The organism is Legionella busanensis (assembly GCF_900461525.1).
Taxonomy (GTDB): Bacteria; Pseudomonadota; Gammaproteobacteria; order Legionellales; family Legionellaceae; genus Legionella_C; species Legionella_C busanensis.
In genome coordinates this window covers 1,597,569-1,616,636 of the sequence record NZ_UGOD01000001.1, presented here as the reverse complement: position 1 = coordinate 1,616,636, position 19,068 = coordinate 1,597,569, and the positions used below count along the sequence as shown (strand labels likewise).

Here is a 19,068-nt window from a genome sequence, read left to right as displayed (position 1 = left end):
TTATTTTTATTATTTTTTTGTAACATGATAAATTGTCGTTTTTAATTGTCAACTTAAAATTAAATTATGGTTAACACAACAAAAATAATTAATAACGATTTAAATCATATTTGGCATCCTTGCATGCAGATGAAAGATTTTGAACAAAGTCCTCCGGTGGTAGTCTTTAGTGCACAAGGCAGTTATTTAGAAACAAACCATGGGAGGCTAATTGATGGAATTTCTAGTTGGTGGTGTAAATCACTAGGGCATGGCCATCCTGCAGTCATTAATGCCATTCAAAAACAACTTAGCACTTTTGAACATGTGATAGCAGCAAATACTACACATGAAGCTTTAGCTGAATTAGGTGAAAAATTAGCAGCGATTACGCGCAATCAACATTTGTTCTTTGCCAGTGATGGATCTTGCGCTGTTGAAATTGCACTTAAATTAGCACTGCATGCCCAAAAATTACTTGGTAAACAGCACCGTAAGACCTTTATCTCTTTAGAAAATAGTTATCATGGTGAAACAATAGGCGCTTTAAGTGTAAGCGATTTAGGAATCTACAAAGAACCCTATAATAACCTTGGCTTGTCTTGCTATTTCATTAAAGATGTTCCTTATGTTAGTGGTATAGACGATCCACGTTGGCATGATGCGTCCAGTGAATGGGAATCAGCCATGACTTATTTAGAACAAATTAAAGATGAAACCTGCGCGGTCATTGTCGAGCCTATTTTACAAGGCGCTGGCGGTATGCGTTGCTATAGTGCAGATTTTTTAAAAAAACTCACAAACTGGGCTCAAAGCCAAGGTATTTATGTAATTGTTGATGAAATCATGACTGGAATAGGTCGTACCGGTCATTGGTTGGCAAGTGAATATGCCGAGATAAAGCCTGATTTAATATGTCTTTCAAAAGGTCTAACCTCAGGCAGCATTCCGTTAAGTTGTGTGTCAATTGATCATGCTATTTATGAATTATTTTATGATGATTATGAGTCAGGCAAATCATTTTTGCATTCACACACGCATAGTGGTAATGCGTTAGCTATAAGTGCTGCCTTAGCAACTATTAAAGCAATTGAGGAAGAAGGCCTTAATCAAAAAGCAAGCCTGCTAGGACAAAAAATGCTTAACCTTTTTCAAGAAATTAATGATAAAACAGGAAAATTAAGTAATATAAGGTCAATTGGAGCAATGGTTGCTGCTGATCTGGAAGATTTACCAAATCAACGGGTAGGTTTTAAATTTTATCAGCAGGCATTAAAACAAGGTGCTTTTTTAAGGCCTCTGGGAAAAACCCTTTATTGGCTTCCTCCTCTAAATACAGATGAAAAAACAATTATGCATTTAGCAGAGATCACTCTAAACTCTATTTATGCGATTTATAAAATGATTTAAGGTATGCTTAACCCCATTCTTGATAGTTTACAACAAAAATTTAAAGTAGCTTGGGCTATTCTAACCTTGCTTTTAATTTTATTTGTTGGTTACTATCAATGGGAACACCTAGAATATGAACAAACCAGCCGTCTTCAACTTCAAGCCAGCAATCTAGGCTATAAAATTGATAACTTTATTGATTCAATTTTTAAATCGATTGATTTACTTCCACTTGATGAAACCCAAAAACAGGCGTGTCAAAATTTTCTTATGCCTCAACTGCAAAGTATTGTTTTCAATAATCCTCTCATCGATGGGATTGTTGTTTATTACAATAGATCTAAATCCATTTGCACAACTTTTGATCCAAAAGCCTCTCTTCCTAATCCATATATTCAGCAGCCAGTCTTATTAGGTCCAATGAAAACCGAGCAAGTTAATAAAGATTTTTTTTTACTACAGCAACCTTATAAGAATTTTTATGTGGGTTTTTATTTACTAAAATCATCCCTTGAATTCATTATTCATATCGATGATTTAAATTTTAAATCAATTTATTTATATGATACGCGCGAAAAGCAAATAATCTTAGCGAGTCGTCCGTTTAGCAATGATCAAGATATACATTCTTTTGATAATATGAATAATAAGAAAAAAAATGAAATATTAAATCTACCACTTGAATCTGTAAAAAATATTAATTTAGTTATTAATACCAGTGAAGCTAATTTTAAAAGCAAATTATTAATCCGCCTGTTATTAACAACATTGCCAATTTTATTTCTTTCTTGGATATTACATCGTTACTTTCAACAAACCATGACAAAACATTTTTCTATCATTACTGCTTTAAATGATGCTTTAAAGTTACAGCAATTTTATCCAGTATATCAACCTATCTTTTGCATAAAAACCAAGCAATTTTATGGCGCTGAAGTATTAATTCGCTGGCTAAATAATAACGAGCTTATCATGCCAGATAATTTTATTAAGGAAGCAGAATTTTCTGGTCTCATAGTACCTATTACACTGCAATTAATTGAAAAATCTTTAGCTGAGTGCGCTCCTCTTTTAGCAAAAAATCCAAACTTTCATCTAGGATTTAACTTATGCCCAGCTCATTTTAAAAGCGAAGCATTTTTTAATGATTTTGAAATTCTATGCAATTATTACAATGTACTCCCTCAACAAATCATGCTAGAACTTACAGAACGTGAGCTTTTTAGTGAACATGAAATAAAAGTCATTAATCAAATGAAAGAATTACGCAGTAAAGGTTATTCGCTTGCTATTGATGATTTTGGCACAGGACATGCAAGTATCAATTATCTCCAACATTTTCCATTTAATTATCTAAAAATAGATAAAATTTTTATTCAATCAATTGGAACAGGCGCTATAACTGAAACGTTAAACGATGCCATTATTAATATGGCTAATACTTTAAAATTAAAAATTATTGCTGAAGGTGTAGAAACTGAGCAACAATTTAATTATTTAACCTTAAAAAATGTTTCGTTTTTACAAGGATGGTTTATTGCGAAAGCAATGAATATTAAGCAATTACAAGAGCTGCTAATTAATACAGGGAAACAGCATGAATAAAAAAATTTTTTATTGTATAGTTAGCCTTTCTATTTATTCACAGATTTCTTTAGCTCAATGGCACTGCACTGCTGAAGATGGTGCAAATCGTCAATGGCTTGCTATTAGCAGTTATCAAAGAGCCGCTATAAATAAGGCAATTGATGTATGCAAAAACGAGAGCCAATATCCTGAAACCTGTAAAATTTCAAAAAGCAATTGCGAATTGTATGTAAATGGCGTTTCAACAACGCCTGCCTGGCAATGTACAGCACTTGATCAAATGGCACAAGTATGGCGAAGTAATTCCTATGCAAATCGAGATGATGCTGCAATTGCAGCCAGGGAATATTGTCAACAGCGTAGTGGGTTTCCTGATACTTGCTATGTCAATTTATTAACTTGTAAAAATATTAATTTACGGAAATAAGATAATGTTTTGTATAGGCTTAACAGGTAATATCGGTAGCGGGAAATCAACAGCAATTTCTTTTTTTAAATCATTAGGCGCAACAGTCATCATTGCTGATGAAATAGCTCGCCAAATTACAGCGCCTGCTCAGCCTGCTTTGCAGAAAATTATAGAACATTTTGGATTAAGCGTTATTACGTCTGAAGGGCAACTTAATAGAGCTCAATTAAGAGAAATTATCTTTAATAATAAAGAAGAAAGATTATGGCTTGAGAGCTTATTACATCCTTTAATTCGGCAAACTATAGAAAATAAAATAAAAAATAGCCAAGGCCCTTACTGCGTTATAGAAATCCCTTTATTAACTAACCGCAAAGACTATCCCTATTTAGATCGTATCTTAGTTATTTTTGCCTCTCCCACCATGCAAGTTAATCGCGTTGTTAATCGTGATTCATGCTCAAAGGAACAAGTTTTTGCAATGCTTGCAACACAACCCCAGGAATCCTTACGTTTGCAACTTGCTGATGACATTCTACTTAATGATTCCAGTCTAGAGCAATTAGAGGCAAATATTAGAAAATTGCATGGAAAGTATTTACAATTAGCATATGAAAAGTCATCATAAAAGTTAATATATCACCTGTAATTATTATTTAATAATAGTGCTTAAAAGAATAACATCTTATGTCATCTGATATTATAATTTTTCAGTTAGCTACTCATTATTTGCCCAAAATTGCTCTACGCTTGGAAACGCTTTATCAAACTATTAATCAAGCTTGTGAGGAAACTCATCCTGTTATTCATCATTATGCATTAAAAAATATTATTGAAATTATTCAACTTATAGAAAAACCTGAGCTGAAAAGTCGCTTTTTAAAGGAATTAATGCGGATAGAACACCTCTTCAACAAATCAAATTTAGCACCTTCTTATGATTTAAATAAGCGATTACATGCCCAAATCTATACACTAAACCATGTCGCTGGCCGATTTGGTGAAAAGATCCATATTGACCCATTTTTACATTCTATAAGAATTGCTCAACCTCATGTGGACGCGGAGGTTTTCTCACCACAATTATTACTATGGTTAGAATCAAATTCAGCCCTAAGACAACGTGATCTTTTATTATGGCAATCTTATTTGCATACACTTTACTCCGTTGTAAATTTATATTTACAATTATTACGCGATACGGCTCAATTCAAACAAATCCAAACTAATAATGGCTTTTATCAATGTCCATTACCAGCCAAAACATCTTGTCATTTAATTTTACTGCGTATGAATAAATCAATTGGGATAGTGCCACAAATGCAACTAGGCTATCATGGGCTAAGTGTAAGACTTTGTGAGGCAGCCACTATGCGTGAGGTAAAAGAAACAAACGCCGAATTAGATTTAGCCATTTGTCAACTTTGATCTTATTTTTAAATTAACTAGGCAACGTTCCTAAAGTTTTTTGATGCAATCTAACTCAATTCTTACCCAGATCTGTAAGCTTACAGATCGGGACAAAGATTAAGGTAATTTTTATGCAGAAAATGTCAAAAATTTGTCTATTCTTTTAAGTAAAATTGTTAACTTATTTAATCTCCATTTGGTACAATTCCTACTTTCATATAAAATTAGACCTCTTGCTAACCTTAATAGCTATACATAATTTGGACTTTCTATGACTTCGGTAAAACAAACACCTTCCCACCAAGCTGCTAAAACCATTAAAGAACGCTGCCCTAACTTTAAACCTACAATCGGTGTGGTTTTAGGCTCAGGCCTAGGAAGCTTTGCTGAACAATTAGAAAATGCCATAACAATTAGCTATGATGACCTACCAGGATTTCCTAGGTTAACTGTTTATGGCCACAAAAGTAATTTAATTTTAGGCTATTTAGGTGGCGTTGGCGTTGTATGCTTACAAGGTAGAGCGCATAGTTATGAAGGATTTGATTACGAGATAGTTAGAACTTATGTTAGAACATTGCGTTTATTAGGTTGCGATTATTTTTTGGCAACAAACGCTTCGGGCTCTTTACGTGAAGATGTGGGCCCAGGTGAATTAATGCTAATTACCGATCATATTAATATGCAACCCGGTAATCCATTAGTTGGACCCAATGATGATGAATTTGGCCCCCGCTTTTTTCCTTTAGATAATGCTTATGATTTAAGTATGCGTGAACATTTGTTAAACACGGCCCACCAAGAAGATATTACGCTACACCAAGGCGTTTATTTATCTGTTTTAGGTCCTAATTATGAAACGGCAGCTGAAATCAGGGCATTTAGAATTTTAGGAGCAGATGCGGTTGGCATGTCGACGGTTCCTGAGGTTTTAGTAGCTAATCATTGTGGTATGAAAGTAGCAGTGATTGCGACTATCACCAATTATGCTACTGGCTTAACGTTTTGTAGTCATAGCCATGAGGCAGTCGTACTTATGGCTTCAAAAGCTGCTGAAAAGTTAAATCGCTTGGTATGTCAGTTTATTTCAGGACTTGCGTAAAATACTTTATAAAAAATGCTCATCTTTAAGGATGAGCATGAACTTACTAGGTTTCTAACTAATATTTTTAGCTAAGTGTTATTTCATTCCTTATCATATAAGGCCCTTCGCTCACTTGACTAGAAGTGTGGTTATCAAACATTGTTTTAGGGTAACTGCCTGTTAAATTGCTTTCTGCTGAACTTTCAGTTTGCATGCTCGGATTAACAATATTTTTAATTTCTTCTTCATAAATTTCCCAGTCAAATTTGCCAGGCTTACGTTGAATTGCTTGAATTGGCTTTTCTGCAGAATAAACTTTCTGATCATCATCCACAAGATCATAACTAACATCTTCTGGTAAATAACCGACTTTTTGTGTACCCGCAACCATTTTTTTTAAATCTTGTTCACTATCATCAAGAATATATACTTTATGGTTCCCTATCTTTAAAGACCTCTCTACTTCATAATCTTTAGCATAGTTATCCATTATTATTATTTTATCAAGTTCTTGTTTGGTAAAGCCATGATATTTTAATACGTTGATAATATAATCCGCGCGATTTCTTGTAACTATTTTAATTTCAACATCATCTAATTTAAGCATTTCCTGAAAGAATTTAACAGCTGTTGCAGTCATTAATAAATCTGCATCAGGCATATTATAATCGAAATCCTTACTATATTTACCAAATTTAACTTCAAATGCCTTTTGTACAAACTCTTCGCTTTTCATAGGATCAGTTTTGTAATTATACTTAAGAGGATCAAGGCCAGCATTTAACAAGGACCTATAGAAGTCACTAAAAACAGCACCAACAATATCAGGCGTATTACCACCCGCTCTGCCTGTCGCTGTCCCATCAAAATCTGTAAAAACTATTACTTTAGTCATATATTTAACAAATTGATCAAAATTTAAACCATTATAAATCATTTAGATTAAAAAAATATTAAGAACAACGACTAATTTTTATTAATCCCCCTAAGTAATTGCAGCTACCTCCTAATAACTTACAACTAAGTGTGAGAATTTTTTACAGAATTTGACAAAGAAATAATGACGATAAATATTTTTTATAAATGGAGCTACTTAAATGAATTAGCAATTAAATCCCAAAATAATAGCTAACCACATTAAAAGGCCATACCAACCATTCCATGAAAATGCTAGTAAGCACCTTTTTGCATCCCGATTTAATATTAACCATTGTTGGTATAATAAAATACAGGCACCTATAGCCCAAACAAAGAAGAAAGAACTGGATAAATTAAGATAATTTGCTAATAAAATCCAAAGAAAATGTAAAAAGAACTGTAATAAGCCTATGATTAAACGATCAGAATTAGCAAATAATATGGCTGTCGATTTTACACCAATTTTTAAATCGTCTTGTCGATCAACCATTGCATATTGCGTATCGTAAGCCACTATCCAAGTATAATTAATTAGCAATAGATAAAATATACTTTTGTCAAAAGGGGTATTAGAAGCAATAAACGCTATAGGGATTCCTAAAGAAAATGCGATACCTAAAATGAGTTGTGGTCCCTGAATAAACCGCTTACAAAATGGATAGACGAATGTTATAAATAAGGCGAATAAAGCATAATAAAAACAATTAAAGGGTAAATTTAATAAAATAATTAGTGATGCAGTCAGAAATAAGATTAATAAGATAAATGCTTCTATAAGCGATACCTTACCTGATGTAATCGGCCTATCTTTCGTACGCTTTACATGCAAATCGATATGACGATCAGCCATATCATTAATGATGCAGCCCGCTGCCCGCATAAACACGGTACCCAGAAAAAATAAAATAACTAAAGACAGAGACGGTTTGCCTTGATTAGCAACCCATAATGCCCAAGCCGTGGGTGCCCAAAGCAAAAAAGTTCCTACTGGTTTATGAAAACGAGCTAATTGATAATAGCTAGACCAATTCATTAGTTACCCTTAATAGGTCTGGTAATAATATTTCAATTAAATAAAATTGCGCGCTATTATTTATTGAAAACACAGCAAGCCTAGCCCACAAAATATCATCTTTATAATTTAGAGACTTTAGCCAATAATACTCTATTGTTTCAGGCGTAATGGCATAAAATTTATGGTAAAGGCGAGTGATTGATTTATTACCAAAAATAAGTTGTCCTAAATTTTCTTGATTTAAACGTATAAACAAAGCCTCATTAGATTGATAAGTAGAACCCGGAATAATTGTTCGTCCATACCAACACTTCTTATCTTTCGCAGAAATAGTAATTTCTCGATGTATAACTGACTCCCTCTCTTTAAGACCTATAACGTTTTTATCCCACCAATCAGCATAACACCAGTGTTGTTTAAGTACCGTTAACTTAGGAGCTTCACTAGTTATATTTTTTAAACGCTTAGTTAATGATTGCTCATAAGTAAGCCATGGAAGCAAAGGAGCCGGGGGTATATTTTTGGATGCTATATCTTTGAAAATAAAGGACATGTTATTTTAAATAAAATATAGTAGATGATAGTATAAGCTTTTTAACTTCATAATGTTAGTTTTTATAACTAACTTTGCATAAATATTATCATTTTTAATTAATCTGGCTTATAACTGAACTAATTTGCCTACTCTGAGTATCTACCTTCGTTGCATAAATTTATAATTAACTACATAATCCTCTGGAAAGGCTTAAACGACCACTTGCTGAAATATTAATTATTCGCACATTATCACCACGGCATCCAGGTGCATTGACAGTCATTGTAAAAGCGCCGCTTGTTAAAAAGCCGCTACTATCAAAACTGACTAAAGCATTATTGGCAGTTATGGCTACATTAGTTGGCAAAGCTTCATGAATACGAATGATATCAGCTTGAGTGTCAATATTATTGTTGTTATTTGGATCAATAAAAATTAGCCAGCCTTGTGTCCATTGTGCTGCACTACCACAGCCAGTTAAAGAAGAATTTGCTGCACAAACTATAACACGAACACCCCGCCGAATCGACTCCATACGAGCTAAGTGTACACCTGCAGACATTTCATTTACAACAGATACGACCTTATTATTTTGAATTGTTGAGTAATAACTAGGAACAGCTAGTGCCAAAAAAATAGCTGTCAGTACCATTGCTATTAAAAATTCGATAAGAGTAAAACCAGCTATTTTTTGCACATCCCCTGCTCCTATTATTAATCCTAATGATGAGTATAGATGATTTTATACTAATAAAATTTTTTTATAGCTATTTACTTTTATAAATCAAGTGGTTGCATATCGTTATGTACATAGCAAAATCTATTAAGGATCAACTTTTTAGACAGATTACTTTGGGTTGTAAGCAAAAAATAACCATTACAACTAGCACTTTTTAGATTTGGAGAAAAAAGTAGATACTTTGCAGATTGAAAACCTTGCCAATTAATTTGAATCATATGGGAAGACCATTGCCATATTTGTATAATTTTATCTTTATAAGGTTTATGGTTGCTATTATCAATAAATAACACCAACCCTTGTGACCAATCTTGATTATTTAATGGGGCAAGAGCTAACGCTACATTATGAACAAAAGCCATGTTACGCCCAAATTGAACAGCATTTTTTAGCTTATTACTAACAATTTTTAACTGATTTTTTTCATATAATTGTCGTTGACTAGGCATTGAAAATAATAATAAAAGGCTAACAATGCTTATTACAATTAACAATTCTAGTAGTGTAAAACCAACTTTAAATTTCATTACCGTCTAATAATTCCCGGACTGCAAGCAAATCTATATACGCTTTCTTTTTATCGCTAGGCTTACGTAGCAAATAAGCAGGATGATAAGTTACAATAAAAGGAATGTTTTTATATGAGTGTACTGTATTACGCATTCGATTAAGCGCTTGTAGTTCCTTTAATAAAAATTGGCCTGCAAAACGTCCTAATGCTAATAATAATTTAGGTGCTACTAGTTTGATTTGCTGGATGAGATACCCGCTGCATTGTGCGATCTCTTCAGGGCGAGGGTCACGATTTTCTGGAGGCCGGCATTTTATAACATTGGCTATATAAACATCGTCTTCGTTAAGGCCAATACTATTTAACATTTGATTTAACAAAGTACCTGCTCTACCTACAAAGGGAAGACCTTGCTTATCCTCGTTAAAACCAGGTGCCTCACCTATAATCATCAATTTTGCAGATGGATTACCGCGAGAAAATACTGTTTGAGTGCGATTTTGATACAAGGTTGGGCACTTCGTGCAATTAGCTACAGTTTCTGCTAAATCAATTAATTTATTTGAACAAGTATTAGTTTGACGTGAAGTCCAAACATCTATGCCCATTTGTTGCAAATAATATACATGATCCTTCTTTGCCATAGGTGTTTTACAACAATTAAATTATCAATTATATACCTTAATGAATCGATTGCCTAACCATACTCATAGATTGATCGTCAATAGGAGATAGACTAGCAGTGCCTGCGTCATTTAGAGGTTCATTTGCTGCTATGGTAGCCGGCAAAGGGCTACTTTTTTCAACTGTTTTAACTGAGCTACAAAAATCTACTAACGTAGGCCATTCGATTTTCTCAAAATCATGCAATATATGTTGGAGTTGACTACTCATCGAGTGCCAACTTCCATAAAAACTGGGATCGTAAAGTTTATCTTCAGCGCTTAGTAAGGATTCAAAAATTCCCAACCTCCGACATAGTGTTTCAATGTCAATAATTGCCGCTTTAAAATCCGAAAGTAAATGAATAAAGATGTTCATTAAAAGATGAGTTTCACCTTGTAATTTTTGAAGATACGTAAGACATTCTAAGGGCTCTATAGTAGAAAAAGAATGTCTCGCCCATTTAAATAGCTTTAAATCAAAAGCATTATTAATAAAATTACTCGGCAACTTTAAAAAAATTGGATATATGGCTGTAAATAGAATTCTATTTATACTTAGGTCTTTAATTTCAATTGATGCATCAACTTTTTCGACAATAACATCTTCCTCATCTTTATCTGCTTTATTATCCTTTTTTATAAAATAACGGTTTCTAAGCTGATTGATGTCAGACTCTTCTGCTCCTTCTGATAAACAAAGATTGGCAAAATACTCAAACCAATCTTTATGACCTCGATAACATGCATAATACATTGCTTCGTAAATATTCGTAAAAGTCGAAAATAAATACTCTTCATTTACTGCTGGTGAGTTTAAATCATCTTGACTATAGCGTGTATTAATATAATTTTTTGCTGCTTCATAACCACTTTTAAATAATTTTGCTTGCCCTTGTGCATCCAAATTAAATTGAGTAGAGCCAACATCTGCAGATGAAATTAAAACCACTTGATTACCATAATTTCTTAGTTTAATGCGCTCCCGTTCCCAAGCGCTCACTGGATCTTTTACGCCTGTTAAAAGACCATAAACCCAATTTAAAATAAAATTTTCTCGATAAACTTGAGTAAAAAAGTTATCTACAATACCCCTTTCTTGACCATTATCAAACTGAAAAGCAATTAAGCTTAAACTGTTATTATAAGGCGACTCTAAAAAGGTAGAATAATCATCATAAAAAACTTCCATCGGTAAATTATTTAAAATACCGCCATCATTATATTTTTCTCCCTCAAAAATGGTCGGCTTAAAAATTACTGGAAAACTAGCAGAAATCGCGCAAGCCTCACTAATTTCTACCGTAGGAGTTAAACTAGAAGAAAAATATCGTGTTTCCCGCTTTTCAATGTTAGTTGCGGTAACAATCAATTCTTCACCTAGACTACAATCAGGATATGCTTTTTTCAAATTTTTAAGTGATTCAAATGTTATCTTGCCATTTTTAAAAATCTGCGCCGCTAAAAATTCCCTACCTTCATTAGTTTGATCTAAGTTATATTGCTTAATAATCTCATTAACTTTTTTTAAAATCATAAAATCAAGTGCCGCTTTTAAAGCACGTTTATCCGATATACCGTAGCGATCGATATCATAGAAAACAAAGTGTTCTTGACGAAAATTTTTAAAGAATTCGAAAATTTCTTTTGATGAAAACCCTAAGTAGCAAAGTGTTGCCATGATTGCGCCAGCAGAACTTCCAGCAAATTTTTTATATTTAATTTTGGCATCTTCAAATGCCTTATAAGCACCAATATGACCAAAAAACCTTACTCCGCCGCCACAATAAACGCCAGTATCTAAATCAGGCCGTTTTTCAATAATTAAAATTTCACCTGTATCAGGCCGGCGATATACTTGGACTGTATCTTTTTTCGTTAAAAGTTGATGTTTGGTAAAATTTTTCCGCTCTGGCTGTGGCTGTGTAACCTTGTTTTCAATTGGCGAGGTATTAATAAAATGAGATTTTAGCCATCGCCAAAAACGTATAAACCAAGGTAGCGTAGAAATAAGACCTTGAACTTGACGATATTCAAGCATAGCTTGAATTCGCTGAGCAGGTGAATTGACATAAGTCGAAAAAGGGTGTGATTTTAATGTCATACTAGCATAATCATGCTCCTTTAAGTCTGTGCTTATTAATTGTTTAACTAGAGCATCATTTAAAAACACACGTTTAGTATTACGTAACGGTTTCTCTTGATTATCATTATCAAGATGATATTTATTTCCAGTTTCTTTAGCCTTACTTAAATTCAGACCAATAAGTAAACCATTCTCTCCTTCAGTTATTTCAATACTATTTAATTGATGTGCTTGTGCCAATTTAGATTTTTCTAAATGCCACTTATAAGCTTTTTTACGATAAAATAATAAATTTGTTACTCTTCCCCACCAATTAATGCCAACTTCTGCTGTATACCCTCGATAATCATTTGTCTTTGCACCTGCTAAAAAAGTACGTTGTGCATTCATTAAATGAGCTGATAAAAACCAATTTAAAAAGTCTTCTCGCGCAGGTTTACTTAAATGTGTAAAGTCAAAAACAAGGCGCTCGTCATCAAATAAATAATCACTTAGAGAAAGTTGCTTATCTGGGGAAAGTCCATTAATTCTAAACCATCCATAATAGACACAAAGTAAGTATTTTTTTAATAAAATACTATTAGGAATTCCTTGATCATTTTGACTCAATAGCTCATCTAGTACCTTTCCTTGTCTCATAGCTTGCTCCCAATAGACTTTTTAAAAACATACAGTCTTTAAAAAGGTCAGATCCATCTTTTGCGGTTATGCAAAGCTCATAATGTTCTTGCTTCCAGCCCTAGATCATCTGCTCCTTTATAGGAAAATCCTTTATGTCTAGCGTTACGCCCTAAGCTTTATACTGCGTTGCAAGTTTATGCGGCTTCAGCCATGTATTATTTATATACTGCTTCGTCTTAATCACTTGCGTCCTATTTAAAACTTAATGGCTTGCGCTATAAAATAATTTCTGTCAGTAAATACTCCTTGATAAATCTTTTGCCTTTTTTATAACTAACATAATTTTTAATGGAAATGAATAGCTAGGCCGTTAACTGATAATTAGTTAGCGGCTTTTTTGGAGGAAAATTTAACTTTACTTACTTCTTAAGTCGGTAAATTAGTTATCGTGCTAATAATTGAGTTAACAACTGCTTGAGGGTTTTTAGCCTGAGTAATTGGGCGACCTATCACTAAATAATCGCTACCCAAATCTAAAGCTTCCTTAGGTGACATGATTCTTACTTGATCATTTGAATTATCAGTTAGTAGACGAATGCCAGGTGTGATTGTTAAAAAAGATTGTCCACAAAGCGATTTTACTAACTGTACTTCATGAGCTGAGCATACCACGCCATCTAGTCCTGCTTGCTCTGCAAGTTTAGTTTGAAGGCTAATTTGCTCTTCAAGCGAAGAATTAACTCCAATAGTTAATAATTCTTGGCTAGCCATGCTTGTTAATACTGTTACACCAATTAAAAGAGGTTTATGAGGACCAAAATTTGTCAGCGCTTCTCGGGCAGCTTGCATCATTTTTAATCCGCCCGAGGTATGTACATTAATCATCCATACGCCAAGTTCAGCAGCGGCCTTACATGCATGAGCTACAGTATTAGGGATATCGTGAAATTTTAAATCCAAAAAAACATTATAATTTTTATTTACTAAAGTGCGTACAAAATCGGGGCCAAATAAAGTGAACATTTCACTACCAATTTTTAAAGCACACTCTTTAGGATTAAGCTCATTAATCAAGCTTAAAGCATCATTTTGATTAGAAAAATCCAACGCTACAATAATTCTAGGATTCATTTAACTTATCACTCGTATATCATTAAGACAATATTTTATAGCTTTTGCTATTGATTGTTGTTCATCAACACTTAAATAAGGATGCATAGGTAAACTTATCACCCTTTTACTTGCACGTTCTGCATTTGGAAAATCACCCTCCTGATAGCCTAAATAATCTAGTGCCGGTTGGCAATGTAATGCTATAGGGTAGTGAATAGCTGTTGGGATACCTAAGTTTTTTAATTCAGCTTGGAACTCATCTCGATTAGGCACCTCAATTGTATATTGTGCAAATACACTTTTATTCCCTGGTTCAATATAGGGCGTTTTTAACATATTTGCTAATAAATCATTATAACGTTTAGCTACAGTATTGCGTAAATCAATTTCATGAGAGAATAATCGCATTTTTTCTAGTAAAACTGCTGCCTGTAAAGTATCCATACGCCCATTAAACCCAATACATTTATGTTGATAACGTACCTCTTGCCCATGGTTACGAATTTCTCTTAATTTAGCTGCAATACTATCATCATTTGTAAAACAAGCACCTGAGTCACCATAACCGCCGAGAGGTTTTGATGGAAAAAAGCTTGTACAACCTATTATAGATAAGGCACACGAATATTGGCCAAAATGAGTCGCCCCAAAACTTTGCGCGCCATCTTCGATAACAGGGATTTGATATTTACTTGCAATTGCATTAATTGCTGTCATATCAGCGCATTGACCATATAAACTTACAGGCATAATAGCTTTGGTTTTAGAAGTAATTGCTGCTTCGATCTTATTTGGATCGAGGTTGTAGGTAAGAGGATCAATATCCACAAAAACAGGTTTTGCATGACATAATGCTATAACTTCTGCAGTTGCAAAAAAACTAAAAGGACTAGTAATAATTTCATCATCTGGCTTTATATCTAACGCTAATAACGCCATAAATAAAGCATCTGTACCACTCGAATTGACAATAGCATGCTTTACACCAATAAAATCAGCCAACTTATTTTCTAAACTTACAATTTCTGGCCCCATAACATACTGACCATGATTAAGCACGTTTTGAATACTATTTAAAATATCCTTTTCGATTAATTTATATTGTTTTTTTAAATCGATAAATTGCATAAAGTTCTCTAAAATTTAATAATTTTCCTAGACTGTTCTATGATTAATAAACCACACTACAGAGAATTTTTAAACCAATTGTCAATAACCAGAGCAAATAAACTTAAACTAAATTTCTAAAATAGGTTAGTAATTATTCATTGAATAAAAATATCTAGTCGCCTTCTAACCCATAGACGGGCTTCATTTTACCCCACTGTTTACAGCTTGGGCAATGCCAATGCAAATGCTTACCACCAAAGCCACACTGTTCACAGCGATATTTAGGTTTATTTTCTAAAAATTTACTGGTTATATTATATAAAATCTGTAGTTTAGTTTTTACTTTACCGTGTGCACTCTCTAAATGCCAATAAATAAGTCGATTTAAACCTTTAATCGAAGGATAAGTACTTAATTTTTCTGAAACAAAATCGATTGCGGTATCGATATTTTTTTCTTTTTGCAATTGGTCAGCTATAACAAAAATGGTTGACGCGCGAGGATTGGTCACCAAGGTCTGCTGTAAAAACTCAATACACTCGTCCATTTCCTCTAATTGACGATAACAAAAAACCAATGGTTCAATAATTTCTGTTAAAAAATCTGGATCTTGAATAGGAACACGCTTTAAAGAACGTAAAGCTTGTTTATAGCGGGCGTTTTTTATATCTAATGAAGCTTGTAACAAGCTAGCCCGAACTGATCTTTTATCTATATGCAGAGCTTGACGCGTTGCATTTTGTGCTTTATCTAGTAAATTAGCTTTTAATGCCTGTTCAGCAATTTCACAATAATAATGAGCTGCCTGATTATGCAAACTCTGACCAGTAGAGCTTTCTAGTTTTTGAATTATTTCTAACGCTTTTTCCCAAGCCTTCTCTTGCTGATAAATAGCTAATAGGCCATGTAAACTATGAACTTCCTGATTGCCACCAAGTTTGACAGCCTCTAAAAAAATTCGCTCAGCCCTATCAAATACACCTGCACTCATATAATCTTGACCTAACGCTCTTAGGGCTTCTTTTCGTTCAGTAAGGCTTAATTGAGGCCTGGCAATCAAATTTTGATGGATACGAATTGCTCTATCAACTTCTCCTCGGCGTCTAAATAAGCTGCCTAAGGCTAAATGAGTTTCAACTGTTTCACTATCGACATCGAGCAATTGAATAAATATATCTACTGCTTTATCAGGCTGTTCATTTAAAAGATAATTTAAACCGACAACATACTCTCGTGATAGATAATTACTATTTTTGGATCCCTTATGCGAATAATTACGGCTAGCAGCCCACCAGCCTGATAATGCTGCAGCGGGTAATAGTAAAGGCCATAAGTTGATCATTGAAAGATTCCCTACCAGAATCAATAAGAGCAAGTTATTGTAATGCTAACTGAACCTTTTTTGCTAGTACTATCTAATACTAGATATAAATTAATACTTTAAAAATAATAGATTAAGAAGGTATATCAATAGTTTGATATAGCATCAATTTTGTGCATAATATTCAATTTAGTATAGGTTCTAATCACTTGTGTTAGAATTTTAATCTTTAAAGTAAATTCCCTTTTAAATTTATTTTAAACTTAATGTATCCCATGCTAAGGTTGATCCTTTAAAGGCATTGTCCTTAAATTTTTAATTTCAGTTTCTGTAAGCTTTAATTGATTTCTAATTTTAAAACACTCTACTTTTAAGCGCCAATATCGACCTAAAAAAATTAAAAACCCTACTATAAGCCCAATACCCAAAGTCACAGCAATTAATACAGCGAGTGGCAATGTTAAAGTGGTAACATATAAATTTATTGGCACTGACACTGCGTTTAAGGCAGCAAAGCTTACTCCTAGTATTATTAAAAATAAATACATTATTATCATTACAAGACGCATTGATTAGTCCTTATAAGGAATAAAAAAATCTATCTACTTAATCTAAAGCAGATTTAAACTTTAACAAATTTCAAGTTATAAATAGCATTAATTCAATTTATTAATTTGAAAAAATATCATTTATTTATAAATCCACAAAAATTCTTTTATACTCAATTAATTTATTCTAATAATATTATTGACTTAGTTAAATTTAGAGATAAAAAAAGCGTAGTTAACTACGCTTTTTTATATTTATAAGAAATAACCTTAAGTTATTCTGCTTCTCTATGAGCCATTTTTTCTTTAAGTAGATCGCCTAATGTAGTTGAAGCTACTTCACTACGCGAGTATTTTTTAATTGCTTCTGCTTGCTCATGAGCATCTTTTGCTTTCACTGAGAGTGAAATAATACGGTTTTTCTTATCGATATTAACGATTTTAGCCTCTAATTCATCACCTTCTTTAAAGAGGGTATTAGCATCGTCAACTCGATCTTCTGATAACTCATTAGCACGAATAGTTCCTATAACTTCTCGGCCTAAGTCGACAGTTACAGTTTTTGGCTCAACACTAAGTACTTTACCCTTAACGATCGTGCCTTTACTATGCTCTTCAACAAAAGTAGTAAAAGAGTCACCTTCAAGTTGCTTTAGACCTAAAGAAATACGTTCTCTCTCAGGGTCAATGGCAAGAATGATTGCTTCGAGCTCTTGACCTTTCTTAAATTGCTTGACTGCTTCCTCACCTGGAATAGTCCAAGATATATCAGACAAGTGAACTAAGCCATCAATATCACCTTCAAGTCCAATAAAGATACCAAAATCAGTAATGGAGCGAATCTTACCGGATACTTTTTGACCTTTACTATGTGTCTGAGCAAATTGATGCCATGGATTACCTACACACTGTTTCATGCCTAAAGAAATACGACGACGTTCTTCATCAATTTCAAGTACCATCACATCGACCATATCGCCCATAGACACTACTTTACTTGGATGAACATTTTTATTAGTCCAATCCATTTCAGACATATGAACTAAACCTTCTACACCTTCTTCAATTTCTACAAAACAACCATAATCAGTAATATTGGTTACTTTGCCTTTCATTTTTCTACCAACAGGATAACGTTCAACAAGATCAACCCATGGATCATTGCCAAGCTGTTTCATGCCTAAAGAAACACGATTACGCTCACTATCAAAACTTAATACTTTTACTTTAACGTCTTGACCTACAGTAAGCACTTCACTTGGGTGCTTAACTCGTTTCCAAGAAATATCGGTAATATGTAATAGACCGTCAATACCACCTAAATCAATGAATGCACCGTAATCAGTAAGGTTTTTAACGATACCATTTAAGATTTGTCCATCATGTAAAGAATCTAATAATGCTTGTCTATCAGCACTGCTCTCTTCTTCTACTACTGCACGACGTGAAACAACAATATTGTTACGTTTCAGATCCATTTTTATTACTTTAAATTCAAGCTCTTTGCCTTCTAAATAAGAAGGATCGCGTACAGGTCTGACATCAACTAAAGAACCAGGTAGGAATGCTCTTATCGAGCCAATTTCAACTGTAAAACCGCCTTTAACTTTACCTGAAATTAAACCAGTTACAGTATCATTGTTTTCATGCGATTTTGATAATTTACGCCATGCTTCTTGGCGCTTCGCTTTTTCACGCGATAATAACGTCTCACCATACCCATCTTCAACAGAATCTAGAGCAACTTCGACGGTGTCCCCAACATGGATTTCTAACTTACCGTTTTTATCTTGAAACTCTTCTACAGCAACAATACCTTCAGATTTCAAGCCAGCATTTAAAGTTACATAATCATCATCGATATCAATAACTTTTGCGGTAATTATAGCGCCAGGGTAAAATTGAGCACCAGCGATGCTTTGCTCGAACAACTCTTTGAAACTTTCAGACATGTTAATTAACTCTCTAGTAAAAAAAATAGCCATGTGATATCCGGATCACAAAGCCTCCCAATAATTATTTATATTT

General features: G+C 33.5%; 18 protein-coding genes and 1 pseudogene. 6 read left to right on the top strand and 13 right to left on the bottom strand.

Features of this window, described 5'->3' with window-relative positions; genetic code table 11:
• Nucleotides 1–66 precede the first annotated feature (66 nt).
• From bioA to DYH30_RS07230, 6 genes are all read left to right on the top strand, one after another.
• Complete coding sequence (gene bioA / locus DYH30_RS07255; protein ID WP_115331013.1) at nt 67–1,389, top strand: adenosylmethionine--8-amino-7-oxononanoate transaminase; 1,323 nt, start codon at nt 67–69, stop codon at nt 1,387–1,389.
• 3 nt (nt 1,390–1,392) lie between these two features.
• Nucleotides 1,393–2,976: an EAL domain-containing protein gene (locus DYH30_RS07250; RefSeq protein WP_115331012.1), complete on the top strand. Its 1,584-nt coding sequence runs from the start codon at nt 1,393–1,395 to the stop codon at nt 2,974–2,976.
• Nucleotides 2,969–3,385: a hypothetical protein gene (locus tag DYH30_RS07245; protein WP_115331011.1), complete on the top strand. Its 417-nt coding sequence runs from the start codon at nt 2,969–2,971 to the stop codon at nt 3,383–3,385. The genes DYH30_RS07250 and DYH30_RS07245 overlap by 8 nt, the downstream gene beginning before the upstream one ends.
• Nucleotide 3,386: 1 nt before the next feature.
• On the top strand, nt 3,387–3,995 hold the full coding sequence (coaE, locus tag DYH30_RS07240; protein WP_165482111.1) for a dephospho-CoA kinase: 609 nt from the start codon (nt 3,387–3,389) through the stop codon (nt 3,993–3,995).
• A 59-nt stretch (nt 3,996–4,054) separates the two neighbouring features.
• Nucleotides 4,055–4,795, top strand: coding sequence for a cell division protein ZapD (zapD, locus tag DYH30_RS07235; RefSeq protein WP_115331009.1), 741 nt, complete (start codon nt 4,055–4,057; stop codon nt 4,793–4,795).
• Between the two features lie 253 nt (nt 4,796–5,048).
• The gene (locus tag DYH30_RS07230; RefSeq protein WP_115331008.1) at nt 5,049–5,879 is read left to right on the top strand and encodes a purine-nucleoside phosphorylase; all 831 of its coding nucleotides are present in this window, start codon (nt 5,049–5,051) and stop codon (nt 5,877–5,879) included.
• 67 nt (nt 5,880–5,946) lie between these two features.
• On the opposite strand, the gene DYH30_RS07225 is transcribed toward DYH30_RS07230, so the two are convergent.
• The 13 genes and pseudogenes from DYH30_RS07225 to rpsA all read right to left on the bottom strand — a co-directional run bounded on the left by DYH30_RS07225 (nt 5,947) and on the right by rpsA (nt 18,992).
• Complete coding sequence (locus DYH30_RS07225) at nt 5,947–6,756, bottom strand: hypothetical protein (RefSeq protein ID WP_131740597.1); 810 nt, start codon at nt 6,754–6,756, stop codon at nt 5,947–5,949.
• Nucleotides 6,757–6,963: 207 nt separating this feature from the next.
• Nucleotides 6,964–7,812, bottom strand: a complete 849-nt coding sequence (locus tag DYH30_RS07220) for a 4-hydroxybenzoate octaprenyltransferase (RefSeq protein WP_115331006.1) — start codon at nt 7,810–7,812, stop codon at nt 6,964–6,966.
• A complete protein-coding gene (locus tag DYH30_RS07215) occupies nt 7,799–8,347 on the bottom strand; it encodes a chorismate--pyruvate lyase family protein (protein ID WP_115331005.1) in 549 nt (182 codons plus the stop codon). The genes DYH30_RS07220 and DYH30_RS07215 overlap by 14 nt, the downstream gene beginning before the upstream one ends.
• Nucleotides 8,348–8,513: 166 nt before the next feature.
• Nucleotides 8,514–9,026, bottom strand: coding sequence for a GspH/FimT family pseudopilin (locus DYH30_RS07210; protein ID WP_115331004.1), 513 nt, complete (start codon nt 9,024–9,026; stop codon nt 8,514–8,516).
• Between the two features lie 80 nt (nt 9,027–9,106).
• Nucleotides 9,107–9,517, bottom strand: a complete 411-nt coding sequence (locus DYH30_RS07205) for a hypothetical protein (RefSeq protein WP_244917899.1) — start codon at nt 9,515–9,517, stop codon at nt 9,107–9,109.
• Between the two features lie 6 nt (nt 9,518–9,523).
• A pseudogene (locus DYH30_RS18695) lies at nt 9,524–9,595 on the bottom strand (prepilin-type N-terminal cleavage/methylation domain-containing protein); the annotation flags it as partial.
• The gene (locus tag DYH30_RS07200) at nt 9,585–10,223 is read right to left on the bottom strand and encodes a uracil-DNA glycosylase (protein WP_115331002.1); all 639 of its coding nucleotides are present in this window, start codon (nt 10,221–10,223) and stop codon (nt 9,585–9,587) included. The pseudogene DYH30_RS18695 and the gene DYH30_RS07200, both read right to left, overlap by 11 nt.
• A 37-nt stretch (nt 10,224–10,260) precedes the next feature.
• Entirely contained in the window at nt 10,261–12,966 is a 2,706-nt protein-coding gene (vpdC, locus tag DYH30_RS07195) for a Dot/Icm T4SS effector VpdC (protein WP_115331001.1), read from the bottom strand.
• 408 nt (nt 12,967–13,374) lie between these two features.
• On the bottom strand, nt 13,375–14,079 hold the full coding sequence (gene pyrF / locus DYH30_RS07190; RefSeq protein ID WP_115331000.1) for an orotidine-5'-phosphate decarboxylase: 705 nt from the start codon (nt 14,077–14,079) through the stop codon (nt 13,375–13,377).
• A complete protein-coding gene (locus DYH30_RS07185) occupies nt 14,080–15,189 on the bottom strand; it encodes a DegT/DnrJ/EryC1/StrS family aminotransferase (protein WP_115330999.1) in 1,110 nt (369 codons plus the stop codon).
• A gap of 154 nt (nt 15,190–15,343) precedes the next feature.
• Nucleotides 15,344–16,513: a lipopolysaccharide assembly protein LapB gene (gene lapB / locus DYH30_RS07180; protein WP_115330998.1), complete on the bottom strand. Its 1,170-nt coding sequence runs from the start codon at nt 16,511–16,513 to the stop codon at nt 15,344–15,346.
• Nucleotides 16,514–16,770: 257 nt separating this feature from the next.
• Nucleotides 16,771–17,061, bottom strand: a complete 291-nt coding sequence (locus DYH30_RS07175) for a LapA family protein (RefSeq protein WP_115330997.1) — start codon at nt 17,059–17,061, stop codon at nt 16,771–16,773.
• A gap of 254 nt (nt 17,062–17,315) precedes the next feature.
• Nucleotides 17,316–18,992, bottom strand: coding sequence for a 30S ribosomal protein S1 (rpsA, locus tag DYH30_RS07170; protein WP_115332524.1), 1,677 nt, complete (start codon nt 18,990–18,992; stop codon nt 17,316–17,318).
• Nucleotides 18,993–19,068 lie beyond the last annotated feature (76 nt).